The sequence below is a fragment of the Streptomyces sp. JNUCC 64 genome, from assembly GCF_054484115.1.
In genome coordinates, this window is sequence record NZ_CM137015.1 from 5,439,521 (window position 1) to 5,454,113 (window position 14,593).

Genomic DNA, 14,593 nt, shown 5'->3' on the forward strand with positions numbered 1-14,593 from the left:
CGACTCGACCGCTCGGACGGGTGTCCGTGGGGAGCAATGCCGCCAACTCGTCGAGGTCGACCTTGAGGACCCGGGCGAGTCCGGGCCTCAGCCACGGTTGAGGAGCGACCCGCCCGCTCTCCCATCGCCCGACCGTCGTGCGGTCGACCCCGAGGGCCTCGGCCAGTGACTCCTGGGTGTGGCCAACGGCTTTCCTTCGCTGGATGAACCGAGTCCGTCTACCCGGCACCGGTGCCCGCCCCCTCTGCGCCGTTGGGTCTGCCACCCGTGTTCCCCCAGCTCACGCCGGGGTGTGCGGCACGCATGCGGCACCGACTCCACGATTCTGCTCTGTTCCCGGTCGTCAGGAGGCGGTTTCGTGGAGCACGTCCTCCTTTCGCGGTGGAGGAACCACAGGAGGATCCCTGTCCCGCATGCCCCGGACTTCTACCGGTGAGCGTGCTCCCGGCCTTGTGGGAGGAATCGTATGACTGGTGTCACCGAACGCGACCTGGAAAAGGTCGAGCTGGGAAGGTTCTTCAGGATCGCCGGTCGGCGCTTCGACGCCGGGCTCACCGCGCCTGAGATGTTCTCCGGTGCGATCGACGCCGTATGGCACCTACTCGCTGGGGACGCTCCGGAGCACCGGGAGTTCACCCGTGAGCACGCGGGACGGGAGCTCTTCCACCAAGAGCGGTCCGGTCAGGGCCCGGTCACCTGGGTGCGGGAGTACGAGGAGGAGTACGGACCGCTTCCCGAGCTCTGGTTCACGGACGTGGACGGCACGTTGGACACCGGGGCCCTGGCACGGTACTGGAGGGACGGCACCGTGGTCGCCGTGTGGGACTGCGCGCCCCACCCGGGCCCCGGCGACGGGGACGACACGGCACCGGAGCGGAACGACGGGTGAACACCGCGCCTGAGGGCGGAGTGTCCCGGCCCACGGCCGGGGCGCTCCGCCTCGTGGAGTCCGGGTCGGAGGCACCACGGAGCGTCGACGTGCGGGACTACGTCGAGGCGATGGCCCGGCACTGTCCGTTCCTCGGTCCTTCCCGCGCCGGGGGTATGACCGTCTGGGCCGTCTACGAGATCGTCCCTGGAGCATCCGCGTACGCGGTCGAGGCGGAGTTGTTCCACGGCGGAGTGCGGGCGGCGGAGCGGCTGCGTTCTCTGACGGGCCGGTCCGGTGGGGCCCTCGCCTGTGAGAACGTGGTCATCATGGGGGAGAACGCCGGATTCCCTCCCTCCGCGTTGATGGCGTGGCCGCACTGGGCCCTCAAAAACCTCTACGGTCCTGTTGGCGTGATGTTCGGCAAGTTCGCCGAGGGAGGCCAGGAGAGGGACCGGCGGGGACGGAGCGTTCCGCCTTCTCCGTTCTCCTTCCTCTCGGTGCGGGCGGCGGTGCGCGGCCGCGATCCGTGGTTCCTGAAGGACACACCGGTCCTCGCCGAGGCCCTGGCCACCGCGGAGGACGACGGACGGGACGTGTTCGCCGACGTCCCCTGTGACTGGAAGGCGGTACGGGCATGGGCGAGATCGCTTCCTGCCCCCAGGACGCGGTGAGGGCTGCCGAAGCCGTCTGTGGACCGGTGGAGCTGAGGGAGGTCACCCGTCGGCGTGGTGCCACCGTGTGGAAGGCCACCGGGGAGAAGGAGGCTGTCGTCATCAAGGCCGGGACGGGGGAGGCCATCGAGGCGACGGCACGTGAGGCGTCCGTCCTGGATCAGCTGCCGGGGTACACCGTGATGACGGGGCAGGCGGATGGCGCCGTTTGGTTCGTCTCCCCGTGGTTCACCGGACCGTCGACATGGGAGCTGTTCCGAAGCGTCCGGGCGGGAAACGAGGGAAGCCCCCTCGCCTTGACCGGTGCGGTCGACTTGTGCGGCGCGGTCGCTGGTCTCCACGCCTTGGGGTGGGTCCACGGAGATGTGCAGCCCACGCACGGACTCCACGGTGTGGCGGGCGTGAGGCTCATCGACTTCGCCTGGTCGCACCGGGAGGGGACCCGCCCCTGGACGGCCTTCTCCGGGACCATGGTCCATCTGATGGCACCGGAGCTTGCCGCCTGGATCTCCACCGGGCCGCAGCCGGTCACCACGTCCCGTTCCGCCGAGGTGTACGCCCTGGCGGGAGTGTTGTGGACTTGCGCGACCGGGGACTGGCCGCTTGATTACCGGGCGTTCGGAGTCGACAGGAGGGCGGCCGGACCCGATGGTCTGCGTGATGCCATCGCGACGGGGAGGCTGCCCCTCACGAAGGCGTCACCGTGGCCCGGGTTCCAGGAGGTCCTCCGTTCCGTGCTGATGTCGGGTGCGGCCGATCGGCCCACCGCGGCCGAACTCGGTGCCGCGTTGGACGGGGTGACCAGATGATCCGGTTGCGGGAACTGAGACGGGGCGACGAAGGGGCTGTCCAACGGATCTACGTCCCCGAGACGGTCAGGTACCTCGGCAGGGGGCCGATGGGCGCGGACGAGGCGCGGTCCTTCGTGGAGAGCGCGGTCACAGCGGTGGGTCAGTCTCCCCGTACCCGGTTCGCCCTCGGTGTCGAGACGGCTGTCGGTCTGGTGGGGGTGGTCAAACTGCGCGTCGTCCGCGACGAGGGGTCGCTGGGCTACCTCCTCAGACCGGATGCCTGGGGCAAGGGGTACGCCACCCGGGCGGTGTCCGGCCTCCTGGCGCTCGTCCAGGACGTCCGCCCCCTCACGGTGGTGAGGGCCAAACACCACCAGGACAATCCCGCGTCCGGACGGGTACTCCTCAAAGCCGGGTTCTCACACATCAGGACGGAGAGGGGCTCCGCCCTGTACGAGATCCGACCGGCGGTATGCCGTCGCCCTGGATATTCGCTGGTCACACCCACCGAAGCGGGCTAATCTCCCCGATCGTGACTGATTGGTACGAGATATGCGCACAGGACTGCGCGCTGCCCGCCGGGGGTGATCCGGACGCGCTCGTCGCGGAGCTGGCGGAGTGTCTGGGGGACCCTGATCCGGAGGTCCGCGACGGGTATCCGTACGTCGTGCTGGAGACCTGGATCGAGCGCGGCGTCATCGACGGCGACCGTCTGATCCGGCTGGGCGACACCATGGCGGCCCGTCTCACCGACGCGCGGACCGAGGCCCGTGCCTTCGCGCCGCTGGTCCTGGACATGATCGTCAGCCGGGGGGCCGTCCGCCGGGAGTGGCTGGACGCGTTCGCCCGCTGGTACCCGGCGGAGAGCGATCCGCGCGGGTACGACGCCCGGCTGGGGTGGCTGCACGCCGTGGCGCACGGCGCCGATCTGCTGGGTGCCCTCGGCCGCCATCCCGGGATCGATCCGGTCGGGGTGCTGGACATCGCGGCCGCGCGGCTCACGGTGCCCACCGACCACCTGTACGCCGAGCGGGAGGACGAGCGGCTCGCCCGGGGCATCGCGCTGACCCTCACCCACCCCGGACTCGGCGAGGACGCTTCCGTCGGCTGGCTCGACGGGGTCGCCGCCGCGCTGCGGTCCGTGCCGAGGGGCCCCACCCCGGCGTACGTCTCCAACGCGCTGCGCACCCTGCGGGCGCTCTACGTCCTGGTCGACCTCGGGGTCCCGCCGTGTCCGGAGCGGCCCGCGCTCCCGGTCCCGCACCGCGAGCGCGTCAAGCGGGGGATCGTCGAGGCGCTGGCGAGCGATGTGAAGTACCTCGGCTGACGTCGTACCACCGCTGGTGGGCGCGGGGCTTTCGCGGGGACGTACCCCCGCTCACCAGCGGAAACGCTAGGGAAACGGCCGGGGAAACCAACTGGGCGCCCTTCCCGAAGGAAGGACGCCCAGGTCATGTGCGCCGCCAGGGACTCGAACCCCGGACCCGCTGATTAAGAGTCAGCTGCTCTAACCAACTGAGCTAGCGGCGCCTGCTGACGGGAAAATCATACCCGGTCCCCGGGGGTGCTCCCGCCCGCCGGTGGACGGGGCCGACGGGGTCAGAGGGTGAGCGCCAGCAGTACCGAGGCGGCCGCCGTGTTGAGGGCGTCCGCCGCCGGTCGCAGCAGATGGGTGCGCTCGACGGGCAGCGAGAGGGCCAGGCAGCCCACGGCGGCGCCCGCCGTCAGGGGGACGGCCGCGCACACCGTGCCGACCGCGTACTCCTGGAGGTCGAGGACGGGGACCGTGGCGGGCTGGGAGGTCAGCCGGGTCACCAGGACGCGTTCGTCGGTGACGGTCCGGGAGGTGAGCCGGGGCAGCCGGTGCCGGGCGAGGTGGTCGCGGCGGGCCTCGGCGTCGAGCTGGCCCAGCAGGCACTTGCCGACGGCGCTGGCGTGCCCGGAGGACCGGAAGTCCACCCATTCGTTGGCGCCGGGGGTGTCCGGGCCGTCGGCGCGGTGCGGGACCCGGATCTCCCCGTCCTGGTAGCGGCCGACGTACACGGCCGCGCCGACGGTGGTCCGCAGCCGGTCGAGGGTGTCCTGGAGGGGGACCCGGCCGTCGCCGGGCCCGCCGCCGAGACGGCCGAGGGCCGCACCGGGGACGTACGCCCCGTCGGCGGTCTGCAGGACGTACCCCTCGCGGCGGAGCATCCGCAGCAGTCCGGTGAGCGGGGGACCTCCGGACGCGGTCGCCCGGGACAGCTCCGCCTCGGTGACCCCGCCGGGCCGCCGGGAGAGCAGATCGAGTATCCGCAGGGCCCGTTGCACCGAGCGGTACGGGGCGGTCGGCTCGTGCTGAAGCGCCACTGCGTCCCCCTGGACGGGTCCCGGTCATGCTGCTGGGCACGGTCCACGATAGCCGCCGGGGCAGTGCCGAAGGGGGGTCTCGGGGAGATCGGGGAGCGGAGTTGACGCCGTCCGAACGCTCCGATCAGCGGCGATGGTCCATCGGCACGGGACGGTGGCATGGTCCGCGCCCCTCGTCGGAGTGACCCGGAGTGACCCGGGGCGGTCCGGTGCGATCCGGTCCGGGTCCGGGTCCGGTCAGGTGTGGTCCGGTGCCGTCCGGAGCCCCGGTGCGACCGGGCGCGAGCCCGTGGCGGTGCCCGTGGCACGGGGCCTGGGGGAGGCGCCGAGACGTCCGGCTCAGAGCACCGCCCGCAGGAACTCCCTGGTCCGCTCGTGTTCCGGGGCGGTGAAGATCCGCTCCGGGGGTCCGGACTCGATGATCCGCCCCCGGTCGAACATCATCACGCGGTCGGAGACGTCCCGGGCGAACGCCATCTCGTGCGTCACGCACAGCAGGGTGACGTCGGTGGAGCGCGCCACGTCCCGCAGCACGTCCAGCACCCCGGCGACCAGCTCCGGGTCGAGCGCCGAGGTCACCTCGTCCAGCAGCAGCACCCGGGGGCGCGTCGCCAGGGCCCGGGCGATGGCGACCCGCTGCTGCTGGCCGCCCGAGAGCTGGCCCGGGTAGGCGTCGCAGCGGTCCGCGAGGCCGACCAGGTCCAGGAGTTCCCGGCCCCGCCGCTCGGCCTCGTCCCGGGAGAGCCCGAGGACGGTCACCGGGGCCTCGGTGAGGTTGCGCAGCACCTTCATGTGCGGGAACAGGTTGAACTGCTGGAAGACCATGCCGATGTCCTTGCGGACCTCCCTCTGGTGCTTCTCCCGGGCCGGGACGAGCCGCCCGCCGCGCTCCTCGTGGGTCAGCCACCTCCCGCCCACCCGGATCCGGCCCTCGTCCGGGGCGAGCAGGGTCATCAGCAGCCGCAGGATCGTCGTCTTGCCGGAGCCGGACGGCCCGATCAGGGTGACGTGCTCGCCCCGGCCGACCGTGAGGTCGAGACGGTCGAGGACGGTCGTGTCCCCGAACCGCTTGGTGACCCCCTCGAACCGGACCAGCCCTTCGCCGTCCGGCCCGTCGGCGGCGGGACCCCCGGTGGACGCGGCGGACGCGGTGGAAGCGGTGGAGTCATCAGTGGACAAGGCGGCGCTCCAGGGTGCGGATCAGCAGGGAGGACGGATAGGAGATGAGGACGAACGCGATCCCGACGACGGTCAGCGCCTCGGTGTACTGGAAGGTGTCGGCCGCCTCCAGCCGGGCCCGCTGGAGCAGTTCCAGCACCCCGATCCCGGCGAGCAGCGGGGTGTCCTTCAGCATCGAGACGACGTAGTTGCCGAGGGCCGGGACGACCCGGCGCACGGCCTGCGGCAGGATCACCGCCGTCCACGTCCTGCGGCGCGACAGGCTCAGCGCGCGGGCCGCCTCCCACTGCCCGGCGGGCACGCCGTCGATGCCCGCGCGGTACACCTGCGCGGTGTACGTGGAGTAGTGCAGTCCGATCGCGAGGACGCCGGTGGTCAGCGCCGGGAACTGGACGCCCCACTCCGGCAGCACGAAGAACAGGAAGAACAGCTGCACCAGCAGCGGGGTGTTCCGGACGAACCCGGTCAGCGCCCCGACCGGCCAGCGGACCCAGCGGGTCGGCGCGCGCAGCGCCAGCGCCCACACCAGTCCCAGGGCGAACGAGATCAGCGAGCCGAGCGCCAGCACCTGGAGGGTGGTGAGGACCCCGTCCCGGAAGTGCGGCAGGAAGTCCGCCACGGCGGACCAGTCCCAGGCGTCCGGCCGGGCCATCGGCTCGGTCGGCTCGGTCGGCTCGGTCGGCGTGGCCAGCGCGGTCGGCGCGGTCGGTTCGGGGGAGCCCGTCGGCCCGGTGGACGTGGCGGGACCGGTGGGCACGGCGGACGTGACGGGCGCGGTCATCGGGGGGAGCCCCCGTCCGTGGCGGCCGGTACGGGGGTCCGGCCGGTGGTCGCCCGGACCCGGCGCTCCAGGGCCGTCATGCCCCGGGCCAGGACGAACGCGATCACGAAGTAGACCACCAGGGTGATCCCGTACACCCGGGCGCTGTCCTGGGTCGCCAGCCGGACCAGGTACGCGGCGAACGACACGTCGCCGATGCCGAGCAGCGACACCAGGGCGGTTCCCTTCAGCAGTTCGATCAGCAGGTTGGAGAACGGCGGGAGCATCTCGGGCAGCGCCTGCGGCAGCAGGACCAGCCGCAGCCGCTGCCAGGGGGTGAAGCCGAGCGCCAGCCCCGCCTCGGCCTGCGCGGACGGCACCGCGTTCAGCGCGCCCCGCACCACCTCGGCCCCGTACGCCCCGTAGCAGAGGCCGAGCGCGAGGACGGCGGCCCACATCGGCACCAGCGACCAGCCGGTCAGCTGGGGCAGCACGAAGAACAGCCAGAACATCAGGATCAGCGCGGAGGCGCCCCGGAACACCTCGATGAAGAACCCGGCGAGGAACCGCACGGTCCGCAGCCGGTGGACGCGGGCGGCGCCCGCCCCGAAGGCGACGACGACGGCCAGGGCGGCGCTGTACGCCGTGAGCTGGAGGGTGGTCCAGATGCCGGGGAGCATCCAGTTCTGCCAGAGTCCGCCGGTCATGAGCACAGCTCCGCGGCGGTGAGGTCGGTCATCTCTGCCTTGGTGAAGCCGAACGGCCGCAGCACCCGGAAGACCTCGCCGCTCCCGCGCATCGCGTGGATCTCCCGGTTGAAGGCGTCCCGCAGGGCGGTGTCGGCGGGGCGGAAGGTGAAGCCGCCGCCGTCGACCCGCCGCTTCCCGTCCACCAGCGGGGCGAACGCCCCGGTGGCCTCGGCGCGGCGGCTGCGCCGGGTGACCTGCCGGGCGGTCAGGGCGGTGGCGCCGAACGCGTCGATCCGGCCCGACTCCACGGCGTTCAACCCGGCCACCTGGTCCTGGAAGACGACGACGTCCCGCTCCGGGTACCCGGCGGCGACCGCGTTGCCGCCCTGCGCGTATCCGGCGCCGGTCCCGAACCGCGCCCGGCGGCGGACCACGTCCGGGTAGTCGCGCAGCCCCAGCGGATTGCCCCGGCGGACGATGAACGCGTCCAGCATCTGGTACTCGGGGTCGGCGAAGATCACCTGTTGGCAGCGCTCCCGGTTGATGTACATCCCGGCCGAGACCACGTCGAACTGCTGGGCCTTCAGCCCGGGGATCAGCGAGCCGAAGTCGGTGGGCACCGGGCGGACCGAGGGCACCCCCAGCCGCCGGAAGATGATCCTGGCGAGTTCCACCGCCTCCCCGGTGAACTCGCCCTCCTCGTCGACGTACCCGTACGGCACCTCGCCCGCGATCCCGAGGCGGGCCGAGCCCTGGGAGCGCAGCCGGGCCAGGGTGTCGCCGGTGGGCACCCGGGAGCAGCCCGCCGCGCCCAGCGCCCCGGCCGCGCCGAGCCCGGCGGCCCCGGCGAGCAGGGCCCGGCGACGCGGTCGGGGCCCGGGTATCCCGGGCCCCGGTTCCGGTTCCGCCGCCGGGGCCCGGGCCGAGGAGGCGCGCCGGGCGGGGCCGGTACGGGAGCCGGGGGCGGCGCCCGGCCCGGGGTCGGTGCCGGTGGGGGAACCGGAACCGGTACCGGGCGGGCGTCCGTGCGCCGGGGTGTCTCGTTGCGGTGGGGCCATGGGCGCGCGGCTACCCGGTTCCGCCCGTCCCATGCGGACGGGATCACGCCCCGGTCCGCCGTCCGGCCCGTCCCCGGGCCGTTCCAGGGGCCGTTCCCGGTCCGGCGCCGGGACCCGTTACCCCGGCCTGTCGCCCGGCCCGGCCCTGGGACCGTGGCCGGTTACCCGGTCTGCCGTCCGGTCCGTCCCCGGTCCGTCCCCAGGCCGGGTCCCCGATCCGTCGCCCGGTCCGGCGGCGGTCCGTTCCAGGACCGTTCCCCGGTCTGCCGCCCGGCCCGCCCCTGGGACCGTGGCCCGCTCCCCGGCCTGTCGCCCGGCCCGCCCTCGTCCGGTCCCCGGGTCCGTCGTCCGTTCCGTCCCTGTGCGGCCCGGCCCGTCCCCCGGGCCGTTCAGCCCGTGGCGTGGTCGGCGCCGGTCCGGGTGCCGTCGCCGTCGTGGCGGGCCGGAGCGCCGTGCGGGGCGGTGCCGTCACCGAGGGCCGGACCGTCGTGGAGGGCGGGGGCGTCCACGGAACCGGGTCCGGAGGGTGCGGGGACCCCGGCGACGCCCGCCGCGAACAGGGCGTGCGCCAGCCGCAGCACGGTCCGGTCCGCGTGCCGGGCGGCGACGATCTGCAGGCCGACCGGCAGCCCGTCCGCGTCCAGCCCCACCGGGACGCTCGCGGCGGGCTGGGTGGTCATGTTGAACGGGTAGGTGAACGGGGTCCACCCCGTCCAGCGCCGCAGCCCGCTGCCCGGCGGCACCTCGACGCCCGCCGCGAACGCGGTCAGCGGCAGGGTGGGCGTGACCAGCACGTCGTACCGCTGGTGGAACAGTCCCATCCGGCGTCCCAGGTCCGCCCGGACGTCCCGGGCGGCCAGATACGCCGCCGCCGACACCCGCGCCCCGGCGGCCCGCACCGCCCGCAGCCCCGGGTCCAGCAGCTCCACCTGCGCGGCGCCGAGCCCCCGGGTCACATGGGCGGCGCCGCTGAACCACAGGGTGTGGAAGGCGTCCACGGGGTCGGCCAGGTCAGGGTCTGCCTCCGACACGTACGCGCCGAGGCCCGCGAGGCGCTCCACCGCCCGCCGCACCGCCGCGGCCACCCCCGGCCGCACCGCGACCTGTCCGCCGAGCGTCGGCGAGAACGCGACCCGCAGCCCGCGCACCCCCGCCACCGGGTCCGGGTCGCCCACCGGGCGGAACGGCTCCCGGGCGGGCGCGGACCGGTCCCAGGCGCGGGGGTCCGCGCCGCTCAGCACGTCCAGCAGCAGCGCCGCGTCGGCCGCGTCCCGGGCCATCGGACCCACATGGGAGAGGGTGCCGAACGCGCTCGCCGGATACGCCGGAACCACCCCGTACGTGGGCTTCACCCCGACGACCCCGCACAGCGCGGCCGGGATGCGGACGCTGCCGCCTCCGTCGGTGCCCACCGACAGCGGCCCCGCGCCCGCCGCCAGGGCCGCCGCGCTGCCGCCGCTGGAACCGCCCGGGGTGCGGTCCACGGCGTACGGGTTGCGGGTGATTCCGGTCAGCGGGGAGTCGGTGACGCCCTTCCAGCCGAACTCCGGGGTGGTCGTCCGGCCGGTGAGCACGGCTCCGTGCTCCCGCAGCCGGGCCACCGCCGGGGCGTCGTCGTCGGCGAGCCGGGCCGCCGGGTCGACCGTGCGCGAGCCCCGCAGGGTGGGCACCCCGTACTGGGGCAGGATGTCCTTGACGCTCACCGGCACCCCGTCCAGCAGCCCGGCGGGCTCCCCGCGCAGCCAGCGGCCGGCCGAGGCCCGGGCCGCGTCGAGCGCCCGTTCCGCGTCCAGCCGGACGTACGCGTTGACGGCGGGCTGGATCTCCTCGGCCCTCCGCAGCACCGCCTCCGTCACCTCGACGGGGCTGAACTCACCCGTCCGGTACCCCTCCAGCATCCGTACCGCCGACAGCCGCGCGAGCTGACGCATGACACCCCTCCCGGTCACCACGCCCCCCGGTCCCGCGACAGGCATACCCAGCCCCGGACGCTTCGATCCACCCCGTCCGGGACGCCCCGGCGGACGTCCCGGACGGACCCGTTCAGCGGCGCAGGGCCCACCGCTGGAACGCCTCCAGCGGACCGGTGGAGAAGCGCCGCAGCCACAGCGACGAACCGACCATCAGCACCGCGCACACGAACGCCCACAGCCCCAGCGGGTACCACGGCCACGCGTCGTCCCCGAGCCGGTGCGTGAGGCCCAGCCCGATCCCGTACGCCACCAGCACGCACAACACGTTCTGCAGGACGTATCCGGACAGGGCGGTGCGGCCGACGTTGGTCAGCCCCCGCAGCAGCGGACCGTCGCGGCCGGCGCGGGTCGCCCGCTCGGTGAGCACGCCGATGAGTCCGAGGTAGCCGAGCGCGGTCAGCGGTCCGGCCACGTACCGGTCCAGCAGGATGAACTCGGAGCCCGCCAGCGGCAGCGCCACCGACAGCGGCATGCCGACGCCGAGCCCCCAGCGCAGCAGCCGTCCCCGGATGCGGCGCCCGGTCTCGTCGGCGGCGAAGGCGCCCGCCCGCATCAGCCGCACGCCCAGCAGGAACAGGAAGACCAGCAGCGCGCAGGAGAGCACCGGCTCCAGCCGCAGTTCGAGGACGTTCTCCATCCGGTAGGCGATCTGGTCGAGGTAGCCGCCATGCGCGTACAGGTCGATGACGTCCTGCTCGGCGCGGGTGTCCCGCTTCTCGTCCTCGATCAGGAACAGCCCGACGGTGAGGACCGTCATCGCCGTCAGGTGCAGGCCGAAGGCCCACCACATCACCCGGTCGCGGGCCTTCTGGGAGCGGGTCAGCAGCCAGGCCACGAACAGCGCGGTGACCGCGTACCCCATGAGCACGTCCCACGCGAAGACCAGCGCGAAGTGCACCGTCCCCTCGGCGAACAGGAACAGCGCCCGCCACTTGTACCGGCCCGGCCAGGGCTGGCCGCGCCGGGCGGCCGAGGCGTACTGGATGGCGAGCCCCACCCCGAACAGCACGGTCAGCAGGGACAGGAACTTGCCGTTGGCCAGCAGCCGCACCACGCTCTCGACGATCTCCGGGAAGGAGTCCGGCGAGGAGCCGTCGGTGTCCGCCATGACCCCGCCCTCCGCTCCCGGGGAGGCGAAGATCCACACGTTGGTGGCGAGGGTGCCGAGGATCGCCACCCCCCGCAGGACGTCCAGCAGCGGATTGCGCGCCCGCGCGGTCGGGGCGGCTTTCGGAGCGGACGGGTCGGCCGTGCCGGTGGTGGCCGGGGTGCCGGAAGCGGTGGACGCGTCGGGAGTGCCGGAGGCGTCTGAGGCGTCTGAGGTGCCGGGGGAACCCGGGGGGCCGGAGGTGCCGGGGGCCGCTTCCGGCGGGGCGGACGCGCTCCGGTCCGACGGACGGGAGGGCAGTGTCTCGGTCATGTGACCATCGTTTCGGCCCCGGTGCGCGAGGACGTCGTGATCAGCGACGAACCGGCCGTACACCAAAGGATGTACCCGACACCTGGGTGTCAGCCCCAAGTGGTGCCCGGGCGGTGCGCGGGCGGCGCCTGGGTGGTGCGCGGGTGTGCGCGGGCGGCGCGCCACCCCGGTGGCCGTCGCGCCGGGCCCGCCCCCGGGGCATCCTGGGAGGAGGGCGCACCCCCGCCCGGCCGCGAAGGAGGCACGACGTGACCTCACTGGGATTCCTGTACCCGGGCGGGACCGCGGCGGACGACTACGTCCGCGCGGAACAGCTCCTCGGCGGGGTCAGGCTCCACGCCGTCCGGGCCGACGGCGCCCCCACCGGACCCATCACCTCCACCGGGCCCGCTGCCCCCACGGGACCCACCGCCCTCACCGCCCCCGTCAGCCCGGACGGCCCCGGTCTCACCACGGACGCCGTCCCGGTGCCGCCGGACGGCGACCGGCTCGCCGCGCTCGCCGAGGAACTGCGGCTGTCCGGCGCCGAGGCCGTCGTCTGGGCGGGCCCCGGCTTCGCGCTCGGCGCGGAGGGCGCCCACGCCCAGGTCCGCGCGCTGGCCCTGGCCGCCGGACTGCCCGCCTCCAGCACCTCCTTCGGCTTCGTCCACGCCCTGGCGGAACTCGCGCCGCGCCGGGTGGCGGTCGCCTCCGTGTACGGGCCGGGGCCGACCGCGCGGTTCACCGAGTTCCTGGTGGCGGAGTCGGGCCTGGCGGTGGTGTCCGTGACGGAGGACGGACGGGGCACGCGGGACGCACAGGACGCCCGGGACGGACAGAGCGCCCGGGACGGACGGGGAGCACCGGACGGGCGGGACGCGCCAAGCGCACCGGACGCACCAGACGTGCTGGACGCACCAGACGCACCAGACGCACCAGACGCACCGGACGTGCCGGACGCACCCGGCGCGTCGGACGCCCCCGACGCCGGGCGGCGGCTCGCCGCCCTGGTCCGCGCCGCCGACCACCCCGACGCGGGCGCCGTCCTCGTCCCCGGCACCGCGCTGGCCACCGTCTCCCACGTCGTCGCCCTGGAGCGGCTCATCGGCAAGCCGGTGCTCACCGCGAACCAGGTCACCGTCTGGGAGGCGCTGCGGTTGGCGGACCGCCGGGTGAACGCCCCCGGCCTCGGCGCGCTCTTCACCCGCGAACCCCTGGTGCAGGTCCCGGTGGACTGAACCCGGCGTACCGGACCCGGCGTACCGGACCTGGCGTACCAGACCCGGCGTACTGAACCCCGGCGTACCGAGCCCGGCGCCCCGGACCCCGGTGGACTGACCCGGCCGTCCGGGGCGGGCCGCCCACCCCTCAAGGTGACGCGTGTCACCTCCCTGTCTCCCGCCCGGACTCCCCGACGCCCGCGCCTCCCCGTTGACCTGCGCCTCCTCGGGACGCGACGGCTTCCGGGGGCCGGACGGCGGGCGGCGCCCGGTCGGCGCGGTGCGCGAGGATGGCGGACGCCGACCGTGCGAGGAGACACCAGATGGCCGCCGACACCCGCCCCCGAATACCCCGGGCCGTACCGCCGTCCCCGCTCCGGCCGCGTGACTCCCTCCCCGTCCCCGGCCCCGCCGCCCCGGACGACGGCGGTCCGGCCCCCGCCGGCGCCACCGGCGCCACCGCCCCGGTGTGGCGCGACCCCCGCACCGCGCGGACCGTCCTCGCGGTGTACGCCGTGGCCACCGCCGCCCATCTGACCGCCCTGTTCGCGATGACCACCGCCCGTGGCACCGGCTCCGCCGTCCGGGAGCGGCTGCTGTCCTGGGACGGCAGGCTCTACGCGGAGATCGCCGCCGCCGGTTACCCGGACGGGATCAGCCACGGCCCCGACGGCGAACCCCTCGGCAACAACCTCGCGTTCTTCCCCCTCTATCCGCTGCTGGTCCGCGTCCTGCACCGGAGCACCGGGCTCGACGTGGACTCCTCGGCGCTGCTGGTCACGCATCTCGCCTTCCTCGGGGCGCTGTTCGCGGTGCACGGACTGGTCTCCTCGCTCCACGGACGGCGCGCGGCGGACGTCACCCTGGTGCTGGTGGCGATGGCCCAGCCGATGGCGGTGGCGCTCGTCATGGCGTACAGCGAGGCGCTGTTCCTGGCGCTGGCCGCCGGGGCGCTGCTCGCCGCCCGGCGGGGCTCCTGGCTGACGGCCGGGTCCCTCGGACTGCTCGCCGGACTGACCCGCCCGGCCGCCGCCGCCCTGGCCCTCGCCCTCGCGGTGGCGGTGGTGGCGGAACTCCGGCGCACCCGCCGCCCCGGCTGGCGGCCGCTGGCGGGACTGGCGCTGGCCTGCGCGGGCACCCCCGCGTACCTGCTGTGGGTGGCCCACCGCACCGGCCGCTTCGACGGGTACTTCGTCGTCCAGGAGGCGGGCTGGGGCACCCGGTGGGACAACGGCGCCGCGACCGTCGGCTTCCTGGTGGACACCCTGCTGGGCGGGGACGGCTGGGTGCCGCTCAGCATCGCGTTCCTGCTCCTCGCGGCCTGCGCGCTGACCGCGCTGGCCTGGTGGCGGGGCGGCTGGCCGCCGCTGCTGGTGTACGGGACGGCGATGCTGGTGCTGACGCTGGGCCAGTCGAACTTCTACCACTCCAAACCCCGGCTGCTGGTCCCCGCGCTGCTGCTCCTGGTGCCGCTGGCGCTCGCCCTGAGCCGGTTGCCGCGCCGGAGACTGGTCCCGGTGCTGACGGCCGGGGGCCTCTTCGGCGCCTGGTACGGGGCGCACATGCTGGTGATTTGGAAGTACGCGATCTGATCCGGCGGGGTCCGGGGCGACGGGGAGGAGCGGGGCCGACG

General features: G+C 74.4%; 14 protein-coding genes, 1 tRNA gene and 1 pseudogene. 7 read left to right on the forward strand and 9 right to left on the reverse strand.

The genetic code is table 11. The annotated features are described in order from the left end of the window. Nucleotides 1-46: 46 nt before the first annotated feature. Nucleotides 47-265: pseudogene (locus tag ACVWNX_RS22625) on the reverse strand (helix-turn-helix transcriptional regulator); the annotation flags it as partial. Between the two features lie 201 nt (nucleotides 266-466). On the opposite strand from ACVWNX_RS22625, the gene ACVWNX_RS22630 reads away from it, so the two are divergent. From ACVWNX_RS22630 to ACVWNX_RS22650, 5 genes are read left to right on the forward strand one after another with little or no spacing between them, the layout of a single operon-like run. Beyond that, complete coding sequence (locus ACVWNX_RS22630) at nucleotides 467-889, forward strand: hypothetical protein (protein ID WP_454409438.1); 423 nt, start codon at nucleotides 467-469, stop codon at nucleotides 887-889. Further along, nucleotides 886-1,542, forward strand: a complete 657-nt coding sequence (locus ACVWNX_RS22635; protein ID WP_454409440.1) for a hypothetical protein — start codon at nucleotides 886-888, stop codon at nucleotides 1,540-1,542. Before ACVWNX_RS22630 ends, ACVWNX_RS22635 begins: the two co-directional genes overlap by 4 nt. Further along, entirely contained in the window at nucleotides 1,506-2,351 is an 846-nt protein-coding gene (locus ACVWNX_RS22640) for a serine/threonine-protein kinase (RefSeq protein ID WP_454409442.1), read from the forward strand. The genes ACVWNX_RS22635 and ACVWNX_RS22640 overlap by 37 nt, the downstream gene beginning before the upstream one ends. Next, nucleotides 2,348-2,854, forward strand: a complete 507-nt coding sequence (locus ACVWNX_RS22645) for a GNAT family N-acetyltransferase (RefSeq protein ID WP_454409444.1) — start codon at nucleotides 2,348-2,350, stop codon at nucleotides 2,852-2,854. Before ACVWNX_RS22640 ends, ACVWNX_RS22645 begins: the two co-directional genes overlap by 4 nt. A gap of 11 nt (nucleotides 2,855-2,865) precedes the next feature. Continuing rightward, complete coding sequence (locus ACVWNX_RS22650) at nucleotides 2,866-3,660, forward strand: DUF2785 domain-containing protein (RefSeq protein WP_454409446.1); 795 nt, start codon at nucleotides 2,866-2,868, stop codon at nucleotides 3,658-3,660. A gap of 129 nt (nucleotides 3,661-3,789) precedes the next feature. Here ACVWNX_RS22650 and ACVWNX_RS22655 read toward each other — a convergent pair. From ACVWNX_RS22655 to ACVWNX_RS22690, 8 genes are all read right to left on the reverse strand, one after another. Further along, a tRNA-Lys gene (locus ACVWNX_RS22655) sits at nucleotides 3,790-3,863 on the reverse strand. Nucleotides 3,864-3,932: 69 nt separating this feature from the next. Then, nucleotides 3,933-4,682 (reverse strand): IclR family transcriptional regulator domain-containing protein, encoded by a 750-nt coding sequence (locus ACVWNX_RS22660; RefSeq protein ID WP_454409448.1) that lies wholly within the window; start codon nucleotides 4,680-4,682, stop codon nucleotides 3,933-3,935. A gap of 339 nt (nucleotides 4,683-5,021) precedes the next feature. Then, complete coding sequence (gene ehuA, locus ACVWNX_RS22665) at nucleotides 5,022-5,777, reverse strand: ectoine/hydroxyectoine ABC transporter ATP-binding protein EhuA (RefSeq protein ID WP_454414887.1); 756 nt, start codon at nucleotides 5,775-5,777, stop codon at nucleotides 5,022-5,024. A 73-nt stretch (nucleotides 5,778-5,850) separates the two neighbouring features. Next, complete coding sequence (ehuD, locus tag ACVWNX_RS22670) at nucleotides 5,851-6,513, reverse strand: ectoine/hydroxyectoine ABC transporter permease subunit EhuD (RefSeq protein ID WP_454414888.1); 663 nt, start codon at nucleotides 6,511-6,513, stop codon at nucleotides 5,851-5,853. A gap of 125 nt (nucleotides 6,514-6,638) precedes the next feature. Further along, nucleotides 6,639-7,328 (reverse strand): ectoine/hydroxyectoine ABC transporter permease subunit EhuC, encoded by a 690-nt coding sequence (gene ehuC, locus ACVWNX_RS22675; protein WP_454409450.1) that lies wholly within the window; start codon nucleotides 7,326-7,328, stop codon nucleotides 6,639-6,641. Beyond that, nucleotides 7,325-8,194 carry an ectoine/hydroxyectoine ABC transporter substrate-binding protein EhuB gene (ehuB, locus tag ACVWNX_RS22680; RefSeq protein WP_454414889.1) on the reverse strand — a complete coding sequence of 290 codons (870 nt, stop codon included), beginning with the start codon at nucleotides 8,192-8,194 and terminating at the stop codon, nucleotides 7,325-7,327. The genes ehuC and ehuB overlap by 4 nt, the downstream gene beginning before the upstream one ends. Before the next feature lie 563 nt (nucleotides 8,195-8,757). Next, nucleotides 8,758-10,299 (reverse strand): amidase, encoded by a 1,542-nt coding sequence (locus ACVWNX_RS22685; RefSeq protein WP_454409452.1) that lies wholly within the window; start codon nucleotides 10,297-10,299, stop codon nucleotides 8,758-8,760. A gap of 112 nt (nucleotides 10,300-10,411) precedes the next feature. Next, nucleotides 10,412-11,761 carry a DUF418 domain-containing protein gene (locus ACVWNX_RS22690; RefSeq protein ID WP_454409453.1) on the reverse strand — a complete coding sequence of 450 codons (1,350 nt, stop codon included), beginning with the start codon at nucleotides 11,759-11,761 and terminating at the stop codon, nucleotides 10,412-10,414. 248 nt (nucleotides 11,762-12,009) lie between these two features. Here ACVWNX_RS22690 and ACVWNX_RS22695 point away from each other — a divergent pair, with 248 nt between their 5' ends. After that, on the forward strand, nucleotides 12,010-12,978 hold the full coding sequence (locus ACVWNX_RS22695) for an aspartate racemase/maleate isomerase family protein (protein WP_454409454.1): 969 nt from the start codon (nucleotides 12,010-12,012) through the stop codon (nucleotides 12,976-12,978). Between the two features lie 305 nt (nucleotides 12,979-13,283). Further along, complete coding sequence (locus tag ACVWNX_RS22700; RefSeq protein WP_454409455.1) at nucleotides 13,284-14,552, forward strand: hypothetical protein; 1,269 nt, start codon at nucleotides 13,284-13,286, stop codon at nucleotides 14,550-14,552. The last annotated feature ends 41 nt before the right edge of the window (nucleotides 14,553-14,593 follow it).